Source organism: Mammaliicoccus sciuri (genome assembly GCF_002901825.1).
In the GTDB taxonomy this organism is placed as follows: Bacteria; Bacillota; Bacilli; order Staphylococcales; family Staphylococcaceae; genus Mammaliicoccus; species Mammaliicoccus sciuri.
The window spans coordinates 82,279-105,183 of record NZ_PPQD01000034.1 but is presented as its reverse complement, the minus strand read 5'-3'; the positions used below and the strand labels follow the sequence as shown (position 1 = coordinate 105,183).

22 protein-coding genes and 1 riboswitch are annotated in these 22,905 nt (G+C 32.3%); of the genes, 10 read left to right on the top strand and 12 right to left on the bottom strand.

The features are described from left to right. Positions 1 to 18: 18 nt before the first annotated feature. Positions 19 to 2,403: a leucine--tRNA ligase gene (gene leuS / locus CD035_RS11980; RefSeq protein ID WP_048539548.1), complete on the bottom strand. Its 2,385-nt coding sequence runs from the start codon at positions 2,401 to 2,403 to the stop codon at positions 19 to 21. Positions 2,404 to 2,693: 290 nt separating this feature from the next. After that, a complete protein-coding gene (locus tag CD035_RS11975) occupies positions 2,694 to 3,869 on the bottom strand; it encodes an MDR family MFS transporter (protein WP_048539547.1) in 1,176 nt (391 codons plus the stop codon). A gap of 119 nt (positions 3,870 to 3,988) precedes the next feature. On the opposite strand from CD035_RS11975, the gene mnmL reads away from it, so the two are divergent. Both mnmL and mnmM read left to right on the top strand, forming a co-directional pair. Continuing rightward, positions 3,989 to 4,948, top strand: coding sequence for a tRNA modification radical SAM protein MnmL/YtqA (mnmL, locus tag CD035_RS11970; protein ID WP_048539546.1), 960 nt, complete (start codon positions 3,989 to 3,991; stop codon positions 4,946 to 4,948). After that, on the top strand, positions 4,945 to 5,502 hold the full coding sequence (mnmM, locus tag CD035_RS11965; protein ID WP_048539545.1) for a tRNA 5-(aminomethyl)-2-thiouridylate-methyltransferase MnmM: 558 nt from the start codon (positions 4,945 to 4,947) through the stop codon (positions 5,500 to 5,502). Before mnmL ends, mnmM begins: the two co-directional genes overlap by 4 nt. A 550-nt stretch (positions 5,503 to 6,052) precedes the next feature. On the opposite strand, the gene CD035_RS11960 is transcribed toward mnmM, so the two are convergent. Together CD035_RS11960 and CD035_RS11955 are read right to left on the bottom strand one after the other, a co-directional pair. After that, positions 6,053 to 6,460 (bottom strand): transcriptional regulator, SarA/Rot family, encoded by a 408-nt coding sequence (locus CD035_RS11960; RefSeq protein ID WP_048539544.1) that lies wholly within the window; start codon positions 6,458 to 6,460, stop codon positions 6,053 to 6,055. Positions 6,461 to 6,539: 79 nt separating this feature from the next. Then, on the bottom strand, positions 6,540 to 7,358 hold the full coding sequence (locus CD035_RS11955; RefSeq protein ID WP_025905248.1) for an alpha/beta fold hydrolase: 819 nt from the start codon (positions 7,356 to 7,358) through the stop codon (positions 6,540 to 6,542). Between the two features lie 84 nt (positions 7,359 to 7,442). On the opposite strand from CD035_RS11955, the gene CD035_RS11950 reads away from it, so the two are divergent. Then, entirely contained in the window at positions 7,443 to 7,952 is a 510-nt protein-coding gene (locus CD035_RS11950) for a gamma carbonic anhydrase (RefSeq protein WP_048539543.1), read from the top strand. Positions 7,953 to 7,994: 42 nt separating this feature from the next. On the opposite strand, the gene CD035_RS11945 is transcribed toward CD035_RS11950, so the two are convergent. Continuing rightward, a complete protein-coding gene (locus CD035_RS11945; RefSeq protein ID WP_048539542.1) occupies positions 7,995 to 8,330 on the bottom strand; it encodes a hypothetical protein in 336 nt (111 codons plus the stop codon). A gap of 498 nt (positions 8,331 to 8,828) precedes the next feature. Between CD035_RS11945 and CD035_RS11940 the strand changes: the two genes are divergently transcribed. After that, positions 8,829 to 9,284: a DUF805 domain-containing protein gene (locus CD035_RS11940; protein WP_048539541.1), complete on the top strand. Its 456-nt coding sequence runs from the start codon at positions 8,829 to 8,831 to the stop codon at positions 9,282 to 9,284. A 245-nt stretch (positions 9,285 to 9,529) separates the two neighbouring features. Next, the gene (locus tag CD035_RS11935) at positions 9,530 to 10,534 is read left to right on the top strand and encodes a proline dehydrogenase family protein (protein WP_048539540.1); all 1,005 of its coding nucleotides are present in this window, start codon (positions 9,530 to 9,532) and stop codon (positions 10,532 to 10,534) included. A 40-nt stretch (positions 10,535 to 10,574) separates the two neighbouring features. Here the strand turns inward: CD035_RS11935 and ribH are convergent, their stop codons facing one another. The 5 genes from ribH to CD035_RS11910 form a co-directional block, all read right to left on the bottom strand. After that, complete coding sequence (gene ribH, locus CD035_RS11930) at positions 10,575 to 11,045, bottom strand: 6,7-dimethyl-8-ribityllumazine synthase (RefSeq protein ID WP_048539539.1); 471 nt, start codon at positions 11,043 to 11,045, stop codon at positions 10,575 to 10,577. 20 nt (positions 11,046 to 11,065) lie between these two features. After that, entirely contained in the window at positions 11,066 to 12,238 is a 1,173-nt protein-coding gene (locus CD035_RS11925; protein ID WP_048539538.1) for a bifunctional 3,4-dihydroxy-2-butanone-4-phosphate synthase/GTP cyclohydrolase II, read from the bottom strand. 11 nt (positions 12,239 to 12,249) lie between these two features. Beyond that, positions 12,250 to 12,882, bottom strand: coding sequence for a riboflavin synthase (locus CD035_RS11920; protein ID WP_048539537.1), 633 nt, complete (start codon positions 12,880 to 12,882; stop codon positions 12,250 to 12,252). Between the two features lie 4 nt (positions 12,883 to 12,886). Next, positions 12,887 to 13,933 (bottom strand): bifunctional diaminohydroxyphosphoribosylaminopyrimidine deaminase/5-amino-6-(5-phosphoribosylamino)uracil reductase RibD, encoded by a 1,047-nt coding sequence (ribD, locus tag CD035_RS11915; RefSeq protein WP_048539536.1) that lies wholly within the window; start codon positions 13,931 to 13,933, stop codon positions 12,887 to 12,889. A 143-nt stretch (positions 13,934 to 14,076) separates the two neighbouring features. Further along, a riboswitch (FMN riboswitch) is annotated at positions 14,077 to 14,209 on the bottom strand. Between the two features lie 484 nt (positions 14,210 to 14,693). Continuing rightward, positions 14,694 to 16,208 (bottom strand): FAD/NAD(P)-binding protein, encoded by a 1,515-nt coding sequence (locus CD035_RS11910; RefSeq protein WP_048539535.1) that lies wholly within the window; start codon positions 16,206 to 16,208, stop codon positions 14,694 to 14,696. Between the two features lie 252 nt (positions 16,209 to 16,460). Between CD035_RS11910 and CD035_RS11905 the strand changes: the two genes are divergently transcribed. The 5 genes from CD035_RS11905 to CD035_RS11885 all read left to right on the top strand — a co-directional run bounded on the left by CD035_RS11905 (position 16,461) and on the right by CD035_RS11885 (position 20,925). Next, positions 16,461 to 17,615, top strand: a complete 1,155-nt coding sequence (locus CD035_RS11905; protein WP_048539534.1) for a betaine/proline/choline family ABC transporter ATP-binding protein — start codon at positions 16,461 to 16,463, stop codon at positions 17,613 to 17,615. 13 nt (positions 17,616 to 17,628) lie between these two features. After that, on the top strand, positions 17,629 to 18,264 hold the full coding sequence (locus CD035_RS11900; RefSeq protein ID WP_025905237.1) for an ABC transporter permease: 636 nt from the start codon (positions 17,629 to 17,631) through the stop codon (positions 18,262 to 18,264). A 15-nt stretch (positions 18,265 to 18,279) separates the two neighbouring features. After that, positions 18,280 to 19,233 carry an osmoprotectant ABC transporter substrate-binding protein gene (locus CD035_RS11895; RefSeq protein ID WP_048539533.1) on the top strand — a complete coding sequence of 318 codons (954 nt, stop codon included), beginning with the start codon at positions 18,280 to 18,282 and terminating at the stop codon, positions 19,231 to 19,233. Continuing rightward, the gene (locus tag CD035_RS11890) at positions 19,233 to 19,922 is read left to right on the top strand and encodes an ABC transporter permease (protein ID WP_048539532.1); all 690 of its coding nucleotides are present in this window, start codon (positions 19,233 to 19,235) and stop codon (positions 19,920 to 19,922) included. The genes CD035_RS11895 and CD035_RS11890 overlap by 1 nt, the downstream gene beginning before the upstream one ends. 169 nt (positions 19,923 to 20,091) lie before the next feature. Beyond that, the gene (locus tag CD035_RS11885) at positions 20,092 to 20,925 is read left to right on the top strand and encodes a DUF6612 family protein (RefSeq protein WP_048539531.1); all 834 of its coding nucleotides are present in this window, start codon (positions 20,092 to 20,094) and stop codon (positions 20,923 to 20,925) included. Between the two features lie 563 nt (positions 20,926 to 21,488). On the opposite strand, the gene sagB is transcribed toward CD035_RS11885, so the two are convergent. Together sagB and CD035_RS11875 are read right to left on the bottom strand one after the other, a co-directional pair. Next, positions 21,489 to 22,418 (bottom strand): peptidoglycan release complex glucosaminidase SagB, encoded by a 930-nt coding sequence (gene sagB / locus CD035_RS11880; RefSeq protein WP_048539530.1) that lies wholly within the window; start codon positions 22,416 to 22,418, stop codon positions 21,489 to 21,491. Between the two features lie 186 nt (positions 22,419 to 22,604). Next, a complete protein-coding gene (locus tag CD035_RS11875) occupies positions 22,605 to 22,826 on the bottom strand; it encodes a hypothetical protein (protein ID WP_025905232.1) in 222 nt (73 codons plus the stop codon). Positions 22,827 to 22,905: the final 79 nt, after the last annotated feature.

Below are 22,905 nucleotides of genomic sequence, written 5' to 3'. Positions count from 1 at the left end.
TAGAACACTCCTAATTGATTAATTTGCTACGATATTAACTAACTTTTGTGGAACTGCAATCACTTTACGGATTGTTTTACCTTCAATCGCTTCTTTGATTTTTTCATTATCCATTGCTACTGCTTCCATTTCATTTTTAGTTAAATCTTTAGAAATTTTGATTTTGTCTTTTAGTTTACCGTTAACTTGGATAACAATTTCTATTTCGTTATCTACTAGTAGTGACTCATCAAATGTTGGCCATTCTTCATAAGATAAAGAATCGTTATGACCAAGTTTTTGCCATAATTCTTCAGAAATGTGTGGCGCAATTGGTGATAACATTTTTACAAAACCTTCAGCATATGCTTTGCTGATTTGATCTTGTTTATAACAATCATTGATGAATACCATCATTTGACTGATTGCAGTATTGAAGTTTAGTGTATCGAAGTCTTCAGTTACTTTTTTAACTGTTTGGTTATAGACTTTATCTAGGTCTGGTGTTTCGCTTTCAACGACCTTATCCGTAATGTTCCCTTCTTCTGTAACAAATAAACGCCATACTCTATCTAAGAAACGACGTGAACCGTCTAGTCCATTTTCACTCCATGCAATTGCAGCATCTAAAGGTCCCATGAACATTTCATATAGACGTAATGTGTCAGCACCATGAGAACGTACAATATCATCAGGGTTAACGACATTACCTTTTGATTTACTCATTTTTTCATTACCTTCACCAAGAATCATACCTTGGTTAAATAATTTTTGGAAAGGCTCTTTAGTTGGAACTACACCGATATCGTATAACACTTTATGCCAGAATCTTGAATATAATAGATGAAGCACTGCATGTTCTACACCACCGATATATAAATCAACTGGTAACCAGTGTTTAAGTTTTTCAGGATCAGCTAATTGTTCATCGTTATGTGGGTCAATATATCTTAAATAATACCAACAGCTACCTGCCCATTGTGGCATCGTATTCGTTTCACGACGCCCTTTCATACCTGTCTTAGGATCTACAACATTAATAAATTCATCAATATTAGCTAATGGTGATTCTCCTGTACCTGATGGTTTAACTTGATCTGTTTCAGGTAGAATTAGTGGAAGTTCTTCTTCAGGAACTGTTGTCATTGTACCGTCTTCCCAATGTATAACTGGAATTGGTTCACCCCAATAACGTTGTCTACTAAATAACCAATCTCTTAATTTATAGCTTACTTTTTTATGACCGATACCTTTTTCTTCAAGTAATTCAATCGCTTTAGGTACTGCTTCTTCTTTTGTTAATCCATTTAATGCATCTGAATCAATCATTTTACCATCATCATCATATACAGTGATGATATCTAAATTGAATTTCTCTGCAAACTCAGCATCTCTTTCATCATGTGCTGGAACTGCCATAACAGCACCTGTTCCATAACTAATTAACACATAATCTGCAACCCAAATCGGCATTTTTTTGCCAGTGAATGGGTTTGTCGTAAATGCTCCAGTGAATACACCACTTTTATCTTTTGCTAAATCTGTTCTTTCTAAGTCAGATTTACGAGAAGCTGCTAATTTATATGCTTCAACCGCTTCTTTTTCATCTTCAGTCGTAATTAAATCTACTAAAGGATGTTCTGGTGATAGTACAGCAAAAGTTGCACCGTAAATCGTATCTGGACGAGTTGTGAATACTTCAAATGATAAATCTGTATTATCAATATTAAATTTTAATTCAGCACCTTCAGATCTACCAATCCAGTTTCTTTGCATATCTTTAATAGATTCTGGCCAATCTAATTCATCTAAATCTTCTAATAGACGATCCGCATATTCAGTGATTTTTAATACCCATTGTCTCATAGGTTTGCGAACAACTGGATGTCCTCCACGTTCTGAAACACCATCAACAATTTCTTCATTAGATAACACTGTACCTAGCGCTGGGCACCAGTTTACAGCTACTTCATCAACATATGCTAATCCTTTATTATATAATTGAATGAAAATCCATTGTGTCCATTTATAGTAATCTGGGTCAGTTGTATTCACTTCTCTATCCCAGTCATATGAGAAACCTAGCTCTTGAATTTGTCTTTTAAAAGTCGCTATATTTTTAGCTGTAAATTCTTTAGGATCATTCCCTGTATCAATAGCATACTGCTCAGCTGGTAAACCAAATGCATCCCATCCCATTGGGTGAAGTACATTATACCCTTGCATTCTTTTATATCTTGAGACGATATCTGTAGCAGTATAACCTTCAGGATGTCCTACATGTAAACCAGCGCCAGATGGATATGGAAACATATCTAAAGCGTAAAATTTCTTTTGTCCAAGATTATCGTTAGCTTTAAATGTTTTGTTAGCTGCCCAAAAATCTTGCCATTTCTTTTCGATTTGTTGATGATTATAATTCATTTGTCCGTTCCTCCTATAAAATAAAAAAAGCCATCCCAACCATCATAACAGTTGGGACGACTTGAATAAATATGCCGCGGTACCACCCAGAATTCACAATTAAGTGCGCTTCATTTATATGGTTTAAGATTGCTTTTAATAAATAATGAATCGTTCATAAGTTCACTTAATGGATATCATCAGTTCTCAGCACCACTGACTCTCTTAAGATTCGCATTAAAGCTACTTTTCTTATATACATCCTAATATTATGCAATTTCAATATATTTTGCAAGTCTTATTTGTTAATATCATGTATCTTGCTTTGAAATACCTCTATCATAAATGTATAAGAAGTAATAACCTATTAAAATAAGTAATATCATACTGTAAAACATCATTTTCATATCAAACATATCAACTATTACGCCACCTACAACTGGCCCAAATGCTTTTCCTATTGTTGAAGATGCGTTTACAATACCTTGATATGCACCCATTCTGCCTTTAGGTGCTAATTTATTTGCAATTGCAGGTACTGCTGGCCATACAAACATTTCTCCAAATGTTAAAATAACCATCCCTACAACAAACATTGTAAATTGTTCAGCAAAGCTTGTAATCACATAACTTAAAATAAAAATCGTTAGCCCTATAAACATTTGTAATTTCAATTTCTCTTTGAATCTATTGATAAACGGTGCAATTAAAGGTTGTCCTGCTAAAATCAATATACCATTTATTGTCCAAAGGAAACTATATTGTTTCAAGGATATACCAACTGATTGTGTATAAGTCGCAATTGTCGTTTGCCACTGAACATAACCAATCCAACATAAACTAAACATAACACATAGAAGTATAAGTGCAGTAAATTTACTTTTATCTTTAACTTGCATAGCACTCGTGATGCCTTCATCATTTTTCAAATGAATATCTAAATCTATGTTGTAATATTTTAAAGCAATTATGATAAATACGACATATAGTAGTAAGTTCGCCATAAAAATATAATTAAAGCTAAAGTCCGCTACAAACCCACCTGCTGCAGCCCCAATAGAAACACCTAAGTTTTGAGCAAGATAAATTGCATTAAATGTTGTGCGTCCTCCGTTTGGCCAACTTGCAGCAGCCATTGCATAAATAGCTGGCACAATCACGCCTCCACCGAAACCAAGTATCACAAGCCAAAACGGATACCATGGCCAATCATTTAAAAAGTTTAACCCGATTAAACTTAAAATATTTAAAATAGAGGCAAAAATAATAGAACGAAACCCACCAATTTTGTCGAATAAACTTCCGCCTAATAAATTCCCGATTACACTCCCGAATGCATTAATCATTAAAACGATACCAGCTGTACTTAAACTCTTACCTAATTCTTCATTCATATATATTGTATTAAGTGGCCATAAGAAACTTGATCCTGTAATATTGATCGCCATTCCTATGATGAGCATTTTAACAATTTTCGGCATTCTCAAGGATTTCAACCTCCTCTCAAATTTTGTCAATTTTAATAGTCTAAACCTTTTTCTGCAAAAGTTCAATATTATATGTTAAAATGCTTTAGATAAGTTTGTAGAACAGGATGTGAAATATAATGACAGAACAATTCCGTTATGCATTTGATAACAAAAGATATCATACATGGAATTATCATTTAAGAAATAAATTTGGTGAGAAGATTTTTAAAATAGCATTAGATGGTGGATTTGATTGTCCAAACCGTGACGGCACAGTAGCACATGGGGGTTGTACATTTTGTTCAGCAGCCGGGAGTGGAGACTTTGCAGGTAACCGTGCAGAACCAATCCATGTACAATTTAAAGAAATTAAAGACAAAATGCATGAAAAATGGTCCGAAGGAAAATATATCGCTTATTTTCAAGCTTTTACAAATACGCATGCGCCAGTTGAAGTATTAAGAGAAAAATACGAAGCTGCTTTATCAGAAGAAAATGTAGTTGGACTATCAATTGCAACAAGACCAGACTGCCTACCAGATGATGTTGTAGAATACTTAGCAGAATTAAATGAAAGAACATATTTATGGGTAGAACTTGGATTACAAACCGTTCACCAAGAAACTTCAGATTTAATTAACCGTGCACATGATATGAAATGCTATTACGAAGGTATTGCTAAATTAAGAAAACACAATATCAATATATGTACACATATCATTAATGGTTTACCTGGTGAAGATTACAATATGATGATGGAAACAGCAAAAGAAGTCGCACAAATGGACGTTCAAGGGATTAAAATTCATTTGTTACACCTACTTAAAGGTACACCAATGGTTAAACAATACGAAAAAGGTATGCTTGAATTCATGACTCAAGATAATTATACGCAACTCGTTTGTGACCAATTAGAAATTTTACCAGAAGAAATGATCATTCATCGTATTACAGGTGATGGCCCTATCGATTTAATGGTTGGACCTATGTGGAGTGTAAATAAATGGGAAGTCCTTAATGCTATAGACAATGAACTTAAAGAACGTGGCACAATGCAAGGATCTAAATTCAAGAAAGCAGAACAAGTTCAAAAATGATTGTTCAAGGAATCTTACCATTCGCAAGAGATTTAATAGCAACACATATAACGGATAAAAGTATCGTAGTTGATGCAACATGTGGGAATGGCAACGATACACTTTTCCTTGCTAATCAAGTTCCAAACGGCGAAGTATACGCGTTCGATATACAAGAAGAAGCCATTAATAATACTAAAATCAAAACAGAAGCATATAGTAATATTCATTATTATCAAACAGGTCACGAAAATGCAGCACCTATAATAAAAGAACGTCATGAGCAAATAGACGCATCAATATTTAATTTAGGCTATTTACCAAAAGGCGATAAACATATTACAACGAATGCACCGACAACAATTAAAGCAATTGAAAGTCTATTCGAAATGACAAGTAAAAATGGCATCATCGTATTAGTCGTATATCCAGGACACCCAGAAGGACAGATAGAATCTAACGAAGTCATCAATCATGTTAGTTCAATAGATCAACAATCAGCACACGTGCTCCACTATCAATTTATAAATCAAAAAAACAATCCACCATATATAATAGCAATTGAAAAAAGATAAAAATGAGTGAAATGACAGAACGCAAACCTTGGGAATGGGTTTGCGTTTTTTATGTGATATTGGAGGTTTTTGGATATATCCGGTGGTTAAGCCACGACTTGGTCAATTTCTTGGCTTTACTCTCTACTTAAGCCACGACTTGGTCAATCTCTTGGCTTTACTCTCTACTTAAGCCACGACTTGGTTCATTTCTTGGCTTTACTCTCTACTTAAGCCACGACTTGGATCATTTCTTGGCTTTACTCTCTACTTAAGCCACGACTTGGTCAATCTCTTGGCTTTATTCAATACTTAAGCCATGACTTGGATCATCTCTTGGCTTTATTCAGCACTTAAGCCATGACTTGGTTCATTTCTTGGCTTTACTCTCTACTTAAGCCATGACTTGGATCATCTCTTGGCTTTATTCAATACTTAAGCCACGACTTGGATCATCTCTTGGCTTTATTCAATACTTAAGCCACGACTCGTGTGTTTACTTCACCTTTAACTCACATCTTTCACAATCTAATGACAAAACGCAAACCTACTCAACAGGTTTGCGTTTTAATTAAATATTACAAGTATTAACGATTGACTCAAATTGTTTTTCAAAATGTTCTTTTCTATTTTTGATTTCTTCACAAGCGAAATCGATAATTGCATCTTTCTTGTCTTCGAAGTCTTTATTCACTTCAACAATTACAGTTCTTTCATCATTCTCTGGGCGCACTTTATTAATCCATCCTTTTTTCACAAGGTTATTGTATAATCTTGTTCGTTTGTATGGCTTAATATCTATATAACTATCCAACTCTTTCAAACTCATCGATCCGTTATTCCATAACATGATTAATGTAAGAAACTCTTCTTTTTCTATATCAAACTTTTCTTCAATTTTATAAAAAATAATATTTATATTTTTTTGGATATCATCTAATAAAATTAAGTCACTTACGTTATTTACTTTTTCTGTCATAAACTCGCCTCCAACGCTCTATATGGGTTATATACCCGATATAGTATCGTTTAAGCTTGTTTGCATTATATTTTATAAATTATTCAGTTTCATCATCAATAAGTAATCCTACGTAGTGAATGCGATTATTCATAAATGATATGATATATTTCATTACATTTTCGCGTTCTGGTTCATTATGTACTTCATGATTAAGTCCGTGCCAAGCTTTAAAATATAATTCGTTAGTATTGATTGTTTTACCGATTTGACGAATTGATTCTGTATCTACTATTTTATCTTCTGTACCTAGCATAAGTAATGTAGGAATTGGAGATATGTGGTGAATATTTTCCATTGTTGCTTTCATTGTTTCTAAGATAGTCTTGTACCAGTGGTAACTCACTTTATTTAACATTAAAGCATCTTTATTCGTATCATCTATTACTTCTTTGTTTCTTGTTAAGCTTTCTACTTTAATGCCCGTATCAAACTTAGCATCTTTCGCAACTGTACCGAAACTTGAAGCTAAGAAATTACGTCTTGTTGAAATATTTTGTTGAAAAGCAACTAATGGTGAAATCAATAGTACGCCTTCTACTTTTAAATCTACTTTTTCTAATAAATTAAGAAGAATAAGGCCACCTAAACCAACACCTAACGTAAATACTGGTAAGTGATATTCTTCTGCAATAGATATCCATTCAAGTACTTGTTCATGGTATTCTTCAAATTTATCAACATGTCCTCTATGTACACGGGAAGTTTGTCCTTGTCCTTTTAAGTCACCCATAATAACATGGTAACCTTCTCGTCGTAGCTTAGTGATTACGTATGCGTATCTTCCTGTATGTTCTAGCATATTATGTACAATTACTACAATTCCTTTAGCTTCTTTCTCAGTTTCCCATTTCCACATAATATATTACTCCTTTTACCTATATAGCTACTTTTTTGTTAAACTTAGTATAACAAAATTTTTCAAAAGAATGGAGAATCTTGAATGATTAAATCTTTTAAAGGTCAAAAACCACAAATCGATCAAAGCTGTTATATTGCTGAAAATGCAACTTTAATTGGTGATATTACAATCGGTCCTAAAAGCTCAGTATGGTTCAACTCAGTTATTAGAGGTGATGTTGCCCCTACAATTATAGGTGAAGGTGTTAATATCCAAGATTTATGTTGTTTACACCAAAGCCCTAATCAACCACTTATAATAGAAAATTTTGTAACAATTGGTCATAAAGTGACATTACATTCTAGTATTATTCGCAAGCACGCGTTAATCGGAATGGATTCAACTATTCTTGACGGTGCAGAAATTGGAGAATATGCATTTATCGGTGCTGGATCACTCGTTCCACCAGGAAAGAAAATCCCACCACATACGTTAGCATTTGGTCGTCCTGCAAAAGTCATTAGAGAACTGACAGAAGATGACTATAATGAATTAAAAAGAATCAATGCATCTTATATTGAAAAAGCTGAGATTTATAAAGCAGATCAATAAATAATAAAAAGGATTGAGACGCAATGTCCCAATCCTTTTTTGTTACGCTATTTTAAATTTGCTATGCATAAACGGTAATTTTACAACGATATAAGCGATAATAATTTCATAAAACATTGAGAAGAACTTCTCAAAGAAGAAGACAACATTCTGAACTAATATTGTGCCTATACCTGCCCCACTAAAGTGGTAGTTAACGAGTAAGAAATTATCAATAATATTTAAAGCAATGATTGTAACAAAAACTGTCCATGACTTTTTAGTAATCATCGCCACTAAAATTGCTATAATACCAATCACAATTGGCTCAAAAATAAACAATTGCACGAAACTATCTAAAGGTTTCCCAAACATATAAAATGCCATATCCCTAAACATCCCGATTTCTCCTTTACAGTCATTTCTAATACATTAATTGTATCACGATAAACCAGCTATAATTATTAAGATATTTTAAAGATTCATTGCTTTCCTTAACATAAAATTAACATTAATAGCCATTAAATCTTTACATTGAATTAGCAATCAATTCATATTGTCGTGTTACTTTAAAGATGTAACATAAGACGCCTTTAAAGGAGCATGATAAAATGCATTTCTTTAAAAAAATAATTATTTCTTTGTTTATATTCACATTTCTACCACATGCAATTAGCATAGCAGCAGAACCCATTTCACCAAACTATGAGCAAGTCAATCAATCCACCCCCTAAACCATAATAAGCAATATTAAAAAAATTTAAATAATAATGAATTAAAAAAGAAACTGATTTTCCCAATCAGTTTCTTTTTTACAATATAAATACCTTTTTTATCCATTTATGTATATAATAGTATTAATAATATCTTAGAAAAGAATTATTGGAGGGATTTAATATGCTGCATTACTACAAACTTTTTTGGTTAAATGCATTTAATATTCACGGTCGATCTAGACGTAAAGAATTTTGGTATCCAATACTTGCTACAATCATTATCACTATGCTAGGTAATCTATTAATTACAGTACTACCTATTCCTGCGCTTATTACAGTTATTGTTTCTAGCATATTTAATATTGCAACATTTATTGCTTCTATTTCAGTAACTAGTAGAAGATTCCATGATTTAAATATGACAATGATATTTCCTACTATTACATATGCACTTACTTTTATTTTAGATATTTTATATAGTTTATTTAAAGATTCAGTTACAAGTACTTCTATGACTGTACTATATGCCGTCTTATTGATTATTTGTTTATTTTTAAATCTTGCAATTCTGCTTATGGCATGTAGTGAGGGAAATAAAGCTCCAAACAAATATGGAAAAAGTCCTAAATACGTTTAAGATTTAATTGTTCAAACGCATTATACAAATCCAATTAAACTACATTAATATACGTGTATATATTTTCTTATTTCGGACAAAATATTGTCAATATTATGGAACGCCTTGCGGGGGCGTTCTTTTTCGTGTCAGAATTCATAATTAGTATAATTTTACATTATATTAAAAATGTAAACGCTTAACTAAATTTGTATTTCCATGATAAAATAAATTAAATGAATATATATATTTAAGGAGGACTTGCTATGCCTGTCGTAAAAGATTTTTTTATTGCATTATCTAACAACAAATTCATGAATGAATCAGCTAAGAAAATGGGTCCTGCACTAGGTGCAAACAAGGTCGTAGCGGGCGTTGATATTGATTCAACAATCGATACAGTTGAAAGATTAAATATGAAGGGAATTTCATGTACGTTAGATAATTTAGGGGAATTCGTAACATCACGTCAAGAAGCTTTAGAAGCTCAACAAAATATTGTTGAAATTATGCGAAGAAACTACAATGCTAATATTGATGCGCATGTTTCGATTAAGCTTACACAATTAGGTCTCAATATTGATAGAGAGTTTGCTTATCAAAATACGAGAGAAATTTTGTTAAAAGCTCATGAATACGGAAATACATTTGTGAACATAGATGCTGAAAAATATGAAGATTTAGTTGGTATTACGGAAATAGTTGATAAACTTAAGGGTGAATTCAAAAATGTAGGGACTGTTATTCAAGCATACTTATTTGATGCTATGAATATTATGGATAAATACGATGATGTGCGATTACGATTAGTTAAAGGTGCATATAAGGAAGCACCTCATATTGCTTATCAAACTAAAGAAGAAATTGACAAAAATTATATAGCATTGATTGAAAAAAGATTATTAACTGCTAAAGCATTCACTTCAATTGCAACACACGATCATAATGTTATTAATCATGTTAAACAATTTGTTAAAGATCATAACATCTCAAGAGATTCATTTGAATTCCAAATGTTATATGGTTTTAGAACAGATTATGCATATCAAATCGCTAATGAAGGCTATAATTTCTGTATGTACGTACCATTTGGGGAAGATTGGTTCGGTTACTTCATGAGAAGATTAGCAGAAAGACCACAAAATATTAATTTAATGTTATTAGATATCTTTAGTGAAAAGAATAAAGGAAAAATCGCTATCGGAGCTAGTGTAATAGCTGGCTTAACCTTATTAAGTATAGGCGGAATCGCTAAAGCGAAGAAAAAATAATACATAAGAAGCCAGAACGCTTGTCCTGGCTTCTTTGTTTTTATATTTGTGCTTCAATATTTTTAAGTAAGTTTGCCATTTCAATTGCAGCTAAGGCAGCATCTCCACCTTTATTACCTGCTTTTGTTCCTGCTCTTTCAATCGCTTGTTCAATTGTTTCTGTTGTTACGATTCCAAATATTACAGGTACATTTGTTTCATCATTTACTTTAGAAATACCTTTAGCAACTTCATTACATACATAATCATAATGTGTAGTCGCCCCTCTAATTACACAGCCTAATGTTACGACCGCATCGTATTTCCCTGACTTCGCTAATTTTTTAGCTACTAAAGGAATTTCATACGCGCCTGGTACATATGCTACATGAACATTTTCTTCATCCACGTTATGTCTAATTAAAGTATCTTTAGCACCATCTAATAAACGACCTGTTATAAAATCGTTAAATCTACTCACGACGATTGCTACTTTTAATTGTGATCCATCCATTTTACCTTCAAATTTCATTTTAAAAACTCCATTCTATTTTATATTAAATGACCCATTTCATGCTTTTTAGTATTGATATATGATTCATTTGTTTCATTCGGTTCAATGACAACTGGAACTCTATTAGAAACACGTATACCTAAAACTTGTAATTGATTAAATTTATCTGGATTATTACTGATGAGTTGAATTTCTTCTATATTAAAGTATTTCAAAATCTGACTCGCTTCAGTATAATCTCTTAAATCCGCTTCAAAGCCTAAAGCTTCATTAGCTGTAATCGTGTCATAACCTTGTTCAATAAGTTCATATGCTTTAAGTTTATTGATCAGTCCTATTCCTCTACCTTCTTGAGGTAAGTACAAAATCATGCCACCATGTTCTTGAATGTATTTCATTGAATATTCAAGCTGTTCTCCACAATCGCATCTTGCACTATGGAAAATATCACCTGTCACACATTCAGAATGAATACGTACATTCATACCATCTTTAATTTCTCCTGAACTAATGACAATATATTCTTTATCATCTAATTGCGATGTAAAGCCGTACATATCAAATTCACCATATGAAGTTGGCAACTTAACTTTAGATTCAAGATGAATAATTTGATCATGACGTTTTCTATACTTTACAAGTTCATCAATCGTTATCATTAACAAACCATGTTTACGTTTAAATTGATATAAATCATCTCTACGAGCCATCGTGCCATCATCATTCATAATTTCACAAATAGCACCAGCTGGTTTCGCTCCAGAAAGTTTCGCTAAATCAACACAAGCTTCTGTATGACCTATTCTTTCAAGAACACCATTGTCTTTAGCTATTAATGGAAATACATGACCTGGTTGAACGAATGCTGTTGGTGACGTTTCATTAATTAATGCTTTAATCGTATCCGCTCTTTCAAAAGCACTTATACCTGTCGTACTTGATGCATGATCAATACTTACAGTAAATGCAGTCTTATATTTATCACCCGTTTCAGTCATCAATTTCAAACCAAATTGTTGGGCAATTTCGCTGCTTATCGGTGCACAGATTAAACCTCTTGCATGTGTAGCCATAAAATTAATCGTTTCAGCTGTTAAATACTCAGAAATTGCGACAAGGTCACCTTCATTTTCTCTATCTTCATCATCTACTACAATAATCGGTTTACCACTTTTAAGTTCTTGTATGGCATCTTCTACGTTATCAAACATGTTATAGCCTCCTAAAATCCTAGATTAAGTAATTTCTCTTCGGATAAATTTGAATGATTTTGTCCTGTTGCTTTCTGCACATATTTAAATAACAAATCCGTTTCAATATGTACACTGTCACCTTGTTTCTTATTAACAAAGATTGTTCGATCTCTCGTTTCAGGAATTAAATGAATTTCAAATTTTTGAGGATATAATTTAAAAATTGTCAAACTAACACCATCAACTGTGATAGATCCTTTATCAATCATTTGATTTAATAAATGCGCTTCTGTAGATATTTCAATAATCCATTCATCTTGTCTCTTTGAAATATGTTTAATAATGCCTTGACCATCTACATGCCCACTTACAAAATGACCACCAAATCTTCCATTTGCTAACATCGCTCTTTCAAGATTTACTTTGTCATTCATTTTCAAATGTTCTAAATAAGTTACTGAGATTGTTCCAGTAATCACTTCCACTTTAAAACTAGAACTTGCTTTCTCAGTAACGGTCAGACAAACACCATTAACAGCAACGGAATCACCTAAAGATAAATCATCCATTATTTCAGTGGCTTCAATTGTTAATGTTTTAACGCCTTGGTTTGTGCTTGTATTCTTGATTACACCAACTGTTTCAATGAGTCCTGTGAACATCTTGTCACTTCTTTCTTAATGTTATTTTAAGATCTCCACCAATGATTTCTGTTGATATAATTTGAAATAATTTACTATTGGATAAAGGAACGACATCTTGCGTTTGATAATATTGATATTTTCCTTGACCACCAATCATCTTCGGGGCTTGATAAATAATTAATTGGTCTACTAAGTCTTGTTCAATAAACTGACTTACAAGTTTAGGACCTGCTTCAACCATCACTTGAGCATATCCATCTTCATATAAATCTTTTATAATCATTTTTAAATTTGATAAATCACTGTTCTTAACTTTAATATGCTGGTTCTCATACGTGTGAAATGATTCCGAATTCGTTACAACAATAACAGGATTATCTTCATCTTTGAATATTTCATAATCACCACCAAAGTGTGATTGCTCTGTTAAAACAATTCTAGTTGGATTACTTAAATTGGGATTACGAGTAGTTAATAATGGATTATCTTCACGAACTGTCATCCCACCTGTAATAATTGCATCATGTTGTGAGCGCAATTTTAATACATCTTGCTTAACTTCTTTAGATGTAATCCATTTACTTTCTTTGTAATCTGTCGCAACTTTACCATCTAGACTCGTAGAAATTTTCAAAGTAATAAATGGTAATTTCGTTTGTTGTTGATGAAAAAATGCCTCATATAAGTCTTCTGCTCTTTTAGAAGGCTCATGTTTTACATCTATTCCAGCTTCGTACAACATTTCATGACCACTATTTTTAAGAGAACCATCTTTGACTGCATATACAACTGATTGAATACCGTTATCGATAATCGCTTCGGCACAAGGTGGTGTTAAACCATAATGTGAACAAGGTTCTAAAGAAACATATATTGTTGCACCTTGAGCTTCTTCACCTGCCATTTTTAAAGCTTGTATTTCAGCATGTGCTTCACCTTTTTTTAAATGTGCACCAAAACCTATGATTTTATGATTTTTAACAATAACTGCACCAACAGAAGGATTCGTACCCGTCTGTCCTTGTACACGTTCAGCTAAATCAATTGCAAAATCTAAATATTGATTCATTTCTTTACCTCCTAAAAATAAAAACCACCGAAAATCACTTTTCGGTGGTTGGGAGTAAAAATGTATCACGAAATAAGCCTTTTATGAAAAAAGACTTTAACATTTTAAGTATAACGAAATAAGCGTATAGCATACGCTGTCGTCTATTCTTTCTCCCATCCAGACTATACTGTCGGCTTCAGAATGTTACTGAATCAGCCATAAATGAAAATTCACTTATGGGTCGCGGGCTATTATACCGCCGGTTGGGAATTTCACCCTGCCCCGAAAGAATATATTATTAAATTATATATCAGTAATCACTGATGACATCATTCTATACCATTTCACTAAGAATTACAAATGAAGAAGTTAAATTTATATAGTTTGTATTTGTGTGATGGTTTTAAAATGCTGATAACGACGGGCGTTGTGAACACTTTTGACTAAACTTGTTCATAACGAGGGCACTTAGTTACAAAACTCGCCTGAAATGTTACTAAGGATATCCATAGTTACAAAACTCGGCCGAAGTGTTACTATGGACGACCTTAATTACAAAACTACTCAGAAGTGTTAATACTGTATTCTTATTTGTACTTTCAGACAGAACTGCTTCTAACGACATCAGTATTTGCACTTGTTTCCAAACTTGCTAATAACGACCCCAGTATTTGCACTTTGTACCAAAACTGCTTTTAACGCCCCATCACCCTCACACATAAAAATTAGCTTGAGACATTAAACACTGTCTCAAGCTTACATTTCAACTTCCTTTATACTATTTCTTTTTAGATTTCGCCTTTTTAACTTTTTTTCTTTCTTCTAATTCAACGTATAAATCATTTACGGCTCTTACGGATTGATCGACTAATAATGAAACGCCATTTACATCAAAATTAACACCACTTGTTAATTGTCCAATCACTTTTAAATTTGGCATTGTACCGAATTTAGGACTAATAACTTCATTTGAATATGGCATCACTAGAATACCTCCAAATGGATGTGCAGCTATAATTTGCTTGTTCTCTAATCCTTTAATAAAATGCTCTTCTTCTGTCAATTCTGATAAATGTTTTTTAGGACCAGTCGCATTAATAACATAATGATAACTTGTTTCTTCTTGTTCGCCTTCATATTTAATTCTAAATTTACCGTAATATTTTCGTACATTTTCTAATCCTTCTTTAACGACAATGTCTCCATTTTCAATCCATTCGATTAATTGCTTAGCTGATGATTGAGGCATAGGATTCGCATTACGTTTAAAGTGATGTCCATACTTTTCTAAAAATGTCGTTTTATCATCGATTGTCATGGCATTCCATACAGGAATCATATGATGTTTTACTTCTTCAACAAATGATTGAAAATGCCCTACTTCATCTTCATGTCTTAAATCATATTTCATATTCGCTACATTATCTTTTTTAAATCGATAAAGCATTTTTTTCAAGTTAATATTTTGATATTCACATTCTTTCGCAAAGAGGTTTTCTATTTCTTTTAATGGTGCGATACCTTTATGCGTCTTTTTTAACTTTTCTATTGAATCTTTCGTAATATACTTCAAATTGATTTCATGTTTAATACCTCTAACTGTCGGAAATTGAGCATGTCTTGAAGCTACAGTTATTGGAAGTTGTTTATGATTTTCCATTACAAATCTAATGACATCTATTGAACTAAGTCCTGTTCCAATTATCGCAATATCATCATTTTCTTTAACATCACGTAATGCTTTAATTGTTGGATATGGTGATTCAATATACCCTTTTAATCCAGATAAATTGTACGGATCTTTATAAGGTAAAGTACCAATAGTCAAAAAGACATAGTCATACTTTTGGCATACCGCTTCATCATCTTCTATATAGCAGACATCTATTTTATATTGTCCTCTTTCATCTTTAATTTCTTCGACATAGCAACTATCAACTTTATGCTTATGTACGAATATATTATCGTGTTTATTTAATAAGTCATTTAAAATAGACTTCATATAATGGCCAAATACTAATCTTGGTAAATATTTCGCTTTACCATAGTCAAAATCATCATTTTTCTTATACCATTTCTTAAAATCTTTCGTATCATCTGGACTTAAAGACATTTGATTAGCTGGTAAGTTAATGAGTAATCGATCACTATCATTTTGAAATGGCTTACCCATACCCATATCTTCGACACTATCAAATATATCAACCGTAATTTTTTTGAATTTTTTATGTTTTGCTAATTGGTTTAATGTACTAACACCAGCAGTTCCCATTCCTATTATTGCTACTTTCAAATTGTACCCCTCCAAATCTCTCAATGCATAATATGCAAAAATCATTCAATTTTATAAATCTATTATACATGTGGAAAACATAACATGTCTTTATATATAACATTAGTCTCATTCACACTTTTTTTATTTATTCCTTTTTTTAAATAACAATAAACATAAATTACACGATTTGGGCGATTTTCATAATTATGCAACTATTGTGTTATAATAATAAACGTCATTATTATAAATTTCAAAAAAAGGAGAAGTATTATGTTATCAATCCAAGACTTAACTAAAGTTTATCGTGGCGGAAAAAAAGCCGTAGACAGCATCAATATGAAAATTGAATCTGGTGAATTTATCGCTTTTATCGGTACGAGTGGTAGCGGGAAGACAACTGCTTTAAGAATGATTAACCGCATGATAGAGCCAACTAGCGGGACAATTACGCTTGACGGGAAAGATTTAAGCAAGATGAATCCAGTTAATTTAAGAAGAAATATAGGTTATGTCATTCAACAAATTGGTTTAATGCCACATATGACGATACGTGAAAATATCGTTTTAGTACCTAAATTACTTAAATGGACTAAAGAAGAAAAAGAGAAAAAAGCTAAAGAACTTATCAAATTAGTAGACTTACCAGAATCATATTTAGATTTATACCCATCTCAATTATCTGGTGGACAACAACAACGTATTGGTGTTGTAAGAGCACTTGCAGCAGACCAAGATATCATTTTAATGGACGAACCATTTGGTGCTTTAGACCCTATTACAAGAGATACATTGCAAGACCTTGTAAAGACACTTCAACAAAAACTTGGTAAAACCATTATATTTGTAACGCACGATATGGATGAAGCGATTAAATTGGCAGATAGAATTTGTATTATGTCTCAAGGTGAAATCATTCAATTTGATTCACCAAACAATATTTTAAAAAATCCAGCTAATGATTTTGTACGCGAGTTTATCGGTCAAAACAGACTTATTCAAGATAGACCTAACATACGTGTTGTTGATGATGCAATGAAAGATCCAATTGCCATCACTTCTGAGAAGACAATAGACGAAGCTGTTTCGATTATGAGAGAGAGACGTGTAGATACGCTATTTATTACAAATGTAAAAGGTAAACTTGTCGGATATATAGATATTGAAGATTTAAACGAAGGATATCGTAAAAAATCAGACATTATCGATATTATGCATCGAGATATTTATACAGTTAAGACAGGTACGATGCTTCAAGACTCTGTTCGTACAATTTTAAAACGAAATGTGAGATTAATCCCTGTTGTTGATGAACAATATTACATAAAAGGTGTTATAACAAGAGCAAGCTTAGTAGATATTGTTTACGATTCTATATGGGGACAAACCGAGGAAACAGAAGCAACTGAAAAAAGTGATATCAAATAAGGAGTGAAAAATAGTGATTGAATTCTTACAAGTTAACGGAAACGAACTACTTCAGAAGACACTGGAACACTTCTATATTTCATTATTAGCTTTACTTTTAGCAATGATCGTAGCGATACCACTTGGCATTTTATTAACACGAACTAAAAAGTTAGCCAAAGTCGTATTATCTATTGCAAGTGTTCTACAAACCGTTCCGTCATTAGCAGTATTAGCACTTATGATTCCTTTCTTAGGTGTTGGTAAATTACCTGCCATTTTAGCATTATTTATTTATATCTTATTACCGATTTTAAACAACACATATATCGGCATTAATAATGTTGATAAAAATGTTAAAGCAGCTGGACTAAGTATGGGTATGACAAAATTCCAAGAAATGTTCATGATTGAATTACCACTTGCAATATCAGTCATTATGAGTGGCGTTCGTTTATCAAGTGTTTATGCAATCAGTTGGGCAACATTAGCAAGTTTCATTGGTGCTGGTGGTTTAGGTGACTTTATCTTTAATGGTTTGAACTTATACCAACCTGATTTAATTATTGGCGGTGCCATAAGTGTTACATTAATCGCGCTTATTATGGACTTTGTACTTTCTAAAGTTGAACTATGGGTTACACCTAAAGGGTTAAAAGTTTCAAGATAGGGAGGAAATATAAACATGAATAGATATTTTAAACTGTTATTGCCTATCATGGCTTTATCTGTCATTTTATCTGGATGTTCATTACCTTTTCTTGGCGCTTCAGGTGATGAAAACTCAATAAAAATAGGTATGCAAAATACAAGTGAATCACAAATTATGGGACATATTGATAAATTGATGATAGAACATGAAGCTAAAAAAGATAACGTAAAAGAAAATAATATACAGCTTATCAATAATTTAGGATCATCAACTGTTACATTTAATGCTCAAAATAGTGGAGATGTTAACATTTCAAGTGCTAGATATACGGGAACTGATTTAACAGGTGCATTGGGTAAAGATCCTATCACTGATCCTAAAAAAGCTTTAAAAGTAGTGAGAGATGCATTCGATAAAGATTATGACCAAAAATGGTATGGTTCATATGGTTTTGAAAACACTTATGCCATGATGGTTACGAAAGAAACAGCTAAGAAATACAATCTTAAAAAAGTTTCAGACATGAAAAAAGTAGCAAATAAATTAGAAGCTGGCGTTGACTCATCTTGGATGAAACGTCCTGGAGATGGATACCCAGCATTTAAAGAAAAATATGGTTTCGATTTTAAACGTACTCGTCCAATGCAAATTGGCCTTGTATATGATGCGTTAAACACAGGTAAAATGGACGTTGTATTAGGTTATACAACAGACGGAAGAATTGCGAGCTATGATTTAGTTGTGCTTGAAGATGACTTGAATTTCTTCCCTCCTTACGATGCAAGTCCATTAGTTACAAAATCTTTAATTAAAGAAAAACCTTACGTTGATCGCGCAATGAATAAATTAAGAGGAAAAATCTCTACAGAACAAATGCAAAAATTAAACTACGAAGCAGATAATAACCTTAAAGAACCTGCTGTAGTAGCTGAGGAATTCCTTAAAAAGCACAATTATTTTGACGATGAAAAGGATGGTGAGAAATAGTGGTTGATAATCATGTATGGTCACAATTAGTCGATTATTACGCAACAAATGGTGGATATATATTTCAACTTTTCCTAACTCATTTACTTATTTCTGTTTATGGTGTGTTATTTGCGGTTATAATAGGTATACCAGTAGGCATTTTCATTGCTAGATATTCTAAATTATCTGGCTTTGTCATTTCGCTAGCTAATATTATTCAAACAATCCCAGCACTTGCCCTACTTGCGATATTAATGCTTGTGATGGGACTTGGTTCAAACACTGTTGTAATGACAGTATTCTTATACGCGTTGTTACCGATTATCAAAAATACGTATACGGGTATTAATAACGTAAGTTCAAGTATTAAAGATGCTGGTAAAGGTATGGGTATGACATCACGTCAAATCTTAACGATGGTTGAACTTCCCCTTTCGTTATCAGTAATGATTGGTGGTATAAGAATCGCATTCGTTATTGCAATTGGTGTTACTGCAATCGGATCATTTATTGGATCGTCTACACTTGGTGATATCATTATTAGAGGTACAAACGCTACTGATGGTACATCACTTATTTTAGCCGGTGCAATCCCTACCGCTTTACTAGCAGTACTAAGTGATTTAATATTAGGCTTTATTGAAAAGAAATTAGACCCAACAAAGAGAAAGCAAAAAGGTCCACAACCTCAAACACTTTCGGAGTGATATTAAATGAAATTTATATTAAAAGTAATTGTATCAACTATTGTTATTTTAATACTTTCACCTAAGAAAAAACTTAAATAATTTACATTAATAACTTATGTAATTATATAATTTTTTGCTATTATGAATTGCATAGTGTTAGTATAGTTAAAACAAAGGAGGAAGTAATATGAAATATAGAATACTTGGAAGTTTATTTTTATCATCAACACTTATTTTAGCAGCATGTGGGAATGGATCAGACAGTTCAGATTCTGATACAAAATCAGAAAAGAAAGATGACACTAAAAGTTCTAGTCAAGTCGTTAAAGACTTACAAAGCAATGCTAAAGATGTTAAAAGCTATCACACTGATAACAAAATCGAAGTTTCTGCTAAAGGCGAAGATAGTCAAACTGTAGAAGTTGGCATGGATGTTGATGAAAAAGAAACAGCAAAATTAGATATGGACCAAGCTGGTCAGAAAATGTCAATTTATGTACAAGGCGATAAAATGATTGCTAAAGTAGATGACCAATGGGTAGACTTATCTTCTCAAGTAGAAAATATGAATATCGATAGTTCTCTAGATCAATTAAATTATGAAAAATACGCTAAAACTTTAAGTGCTTTTAAAGATGCGAAAGCTAAGAAAGTTGACGATGGATATGAACTTACATATGACATCAAAAACAAAGAAGATTTCACTAAATTAGCAAACGCCTCAGGTAACAAAGATCAACTAGAGCAATTTGAATCACAAGTTGATAAAGTTAAAGGTAACGCTATATTGAAAGTAAATAAAGATAATCAAATTGATTCATACAAATTAAATGCTAAATTAACTAAAGATGACGAAACTGCTGATATGAAGACAAACGTCACTTATAATAAGTTAAACGAAATTGATGAAATTAAGATTCCAGATGAAGCAAAAGACGCTAAAAAGATAGAAGACTTACAAGGCGGATCATCTAGCTCATCAAGCAGTAGTTCATCTAACAGTTCAGATAAAGCATCATAATTAGTAAAGACTCGAGGTAAATGCCTCGAGTCTTTTTTGATTTGGACAGGTGTGTTGTGAATATATTTCGCTAAACTTGTTTATAACGAGTGCCTTATGAACAGTTTTCGCTATACTTGTTCGTAACGGGTGCCTTGTGAACACTTCTCGCCAAACTTGTTCATAACGGGGGTGTTAGTTACAAAAGTCAGCCGAAGTGTTACTATGGATGGCCTTAATTACAAAACTCGACTGAAATGTAACTATTGACGGCTATAATTACAAAACTCAGCCGAAATGTTACTATGGAAAGCCTTAATTACAAAACTCGACTGAAGTGTTACTAACACACTCAGTATTTACACTTCTCACCAAATCTGCTTTTAACGACACCAGTATTTGCACTTCTTGCCAAAACTGCTTTTAACGACACCAGTATTTGCACTTCTTGCCAAATTTGCTAATAACAGCACCAGTATTTGCACTTCTTACTAAAACTGCTTATAACAGTCTTCCATTACGACTACTTCTATACTCATTTCACAAAAAAGACTCGAGACAAATGTCTCGAGTCTTCTTAATTACTATTTTTCTTCTTGTTTATCTAATTTTTCATCTAATGCTTTGATTGAAAGTGACTTATCTGTATCTTGGTATTTATATACGATATAGTACTTTCCTTCTGTTTTAAGTTCGTTATAGAAATCTGCTATTATACGTGCATTACTTTGTGCCCATTTGATATCTGTTGCGTATTGATGTACGCCAGGTTTCTCTGGGTTCCATCTCATACTATATAATGTATTTTGCTCTGGGTTTGATAAATAATGATCATGTATAAACTTCGCGCCACCTGATATGGCTTTTTGAGGTGTATCCCAGCCTCTTTTTTTAGCGTAATTTGCGCCTGTTCCGATAGGATCACTGTCTAAAGCACCGACACCATAAAAGTTATAATACTTTTTACCATCTGATTCTTCTTTAGATTTAGTTACTTTCCCTTTGTCGGTTAACATGACACCATTTGCTAATTCACTTTTGTTATTACCTGTTTCTAAAATAGCGTGAGAAATTAAATACACTTCATTGACATGCTCTTTCTTAGCAGCATTTAAAAATTCTGTTGTATAATTTTCTAATACTTCTTGTTTTCTTAACATATGATGAATTCGTTTTTCTTCAATTCCTTGATACTCTGATAAGTTCAAGAATTGATATACTTGTTTTTTATCATTTAAGATTTTTTCTACATCCATCACTTCATAAATTTCGCTTCGTGTTGCATTTTTCCAATTGCCTGACTCTGTTGCTACTTGCATTTTCGTATCATTTTTATATTGTTTATTTACTGCTTTACTTAAAGTTAATGGGACTTCTACATTATCTTCTTGTTTATCTACTTCATAAAATTTTAAATGATCTGAAATCAAATAATAAAACAGGCCAACAATAACTAACAAGACTATTGATAATATGACTAAATTTTTAATGGTTTCTAGCCTGGCATTTTTCATCGTTTCACCTCTAAATTTGTAAACCACCATCAATTATAATTTATTACCTAATTTTTACAATTGTATTAAAGTTTACTCTTTATATTCTATAGGATAAGGACTTATTATTCAAAAATAAGAATGTTACGTTTTAATTACTATTATATTTCAACAAAAAAAGCAAACATGCTTTGAAAGTATGTTTGCTTATTTATAAGTTGAATAATTCATAAATATAAATGACATTGCCGCTGATCTATTCTTATAGTTATAGTGGCTTAAATTGATTGTACCCTCTTCTTCGCCATTTCTATAATTCATAAATCTGTTTACGTTGTTAATCATTACAAAATCTGCGTTATCTCTTATCGTATTCAAGTCATTATTTCTTGCAAAAAAGTGTTCTAAATTTAGATGTTCGTAATCCATATGATGAGCCTCCTAATCTTTGCCCCAATAAAACATATGTCCATATATATATCCAAATATACACGTTTGAAGTGAAAAT

Coding starts and splice junctions, on each gene's coding strand:
- ribH (WP_048539539.1), bottom strand. CDS start 11,045: ATGAAATTTGAAGGTAAAATGGATGGATCACAATTAAAAGTAGCAATC.
- CD035_RS11955 (WP_025905248.1), bottom strand. CDS start 7,358: ATGTGGAAATGGGAAACTGAGAAAGAAGCTAAAGGAATTGTAGTAATT.
- leuS (WP_048539548.1), bottom strand. CDS start 2,403: ATGAATTATAATCATCAACAAATCGAAAAGAAATGGCAAGATTTTTGG.
- CD035_RS11885 (WP_048539531.1), top strand. CDS start 20,092: ATGAAATATAGAATACTTGGAAGTTTATTTTTATCATCAACACTTATT.
- CD035_RS11960 (WP_048539544.1), bottom strand. CDS start 6,460: ATGACAGAAAAAGTAAATAACGTAAGTGACTTAATTTTATTAGATGAT.
- sagB (WP_048539530.1), bottom strand. CDS start 22,418: ATGAAAAATGCCAGGCTAGAAACCATTAAAAATTTAGTCATATTATCA.
- CD035_RS11935 (WP_048539540.1), top strand. CDS start 9,530: ATGCCTGTCGTAAAAGATTTTTTTATTGCATTATCTAACAACAAATTC.
- ribD (WP_048539536.1), bottom strand. CDS start 13,933: ATGAATCAATATTTAGATTTTGCAATTGATTTAGCTGAACGTGTACAA.
- CD035_RS11945 (WP_048539542.1), bottom strand. CDS start 8,330: ATGTTTAGGGATATGGCATTTTATATGTTTGGGAAACCTTTAGATAGT.
- CD035_RS11920 (WP_048539537.1), bottom strand. CDS start 12,882: ATGTTCACAGGACTCATTGAAACAGTTGGTGTAATCAAGAATACAAGC.
- CD035_RS11895 (WP_048539533.1), top strand. CDS start 18,280: ATGAATAGATATTTTAAACTGTTATTGCCTATCATGGCTTTATCTGTC.
- mnmL (WP_048539546.1), top strand. CDS start 3,989: ATGACAGAACAATTCCGTTATGCATTTGATAACAAAAGATATCATACA.
- CD035_RS11875 (WP_025905232.1), bottom strand. CDS start 22,826: ATGGATTACGAACATCTAAATTTAGAACACTTTTTTGCAAGAAATAAT.
- CD035_RS11905 (WP_048539534.1), top strand. CDS start 16,461: ATGTTATCAATCCAAGACTTAACTAAAGTTTATCGTGGCGGAAAAAAA.
- CD035_RS11940 (WP_048539541.1), top strand. CDS start 8,829: ATGCTGCATTACTACAAACTTTTTTGGTTAAATGCATTTAATATTCAC.
- mnmM (WP_048539545.1), top strand. CDS start 4,945: ATGATTGTTCAAGGAATCTTACCATTCGCAAGAGATTTAATAGCAACA.
- CD035_RS11950 (WP_048539543.1), top strand. CDS start 7,443: ATGATTAAATCTTTTAAAGGTCAAAAACCACAAATCGATCAAAGCTGT.
- CD035_RS11925 (WP_048539538.1), bottom strand. CDS start 12,238: ATGTTTGATAACGTAGAAGATGCCATACAAGAACTTAAAAGTGGTAAA.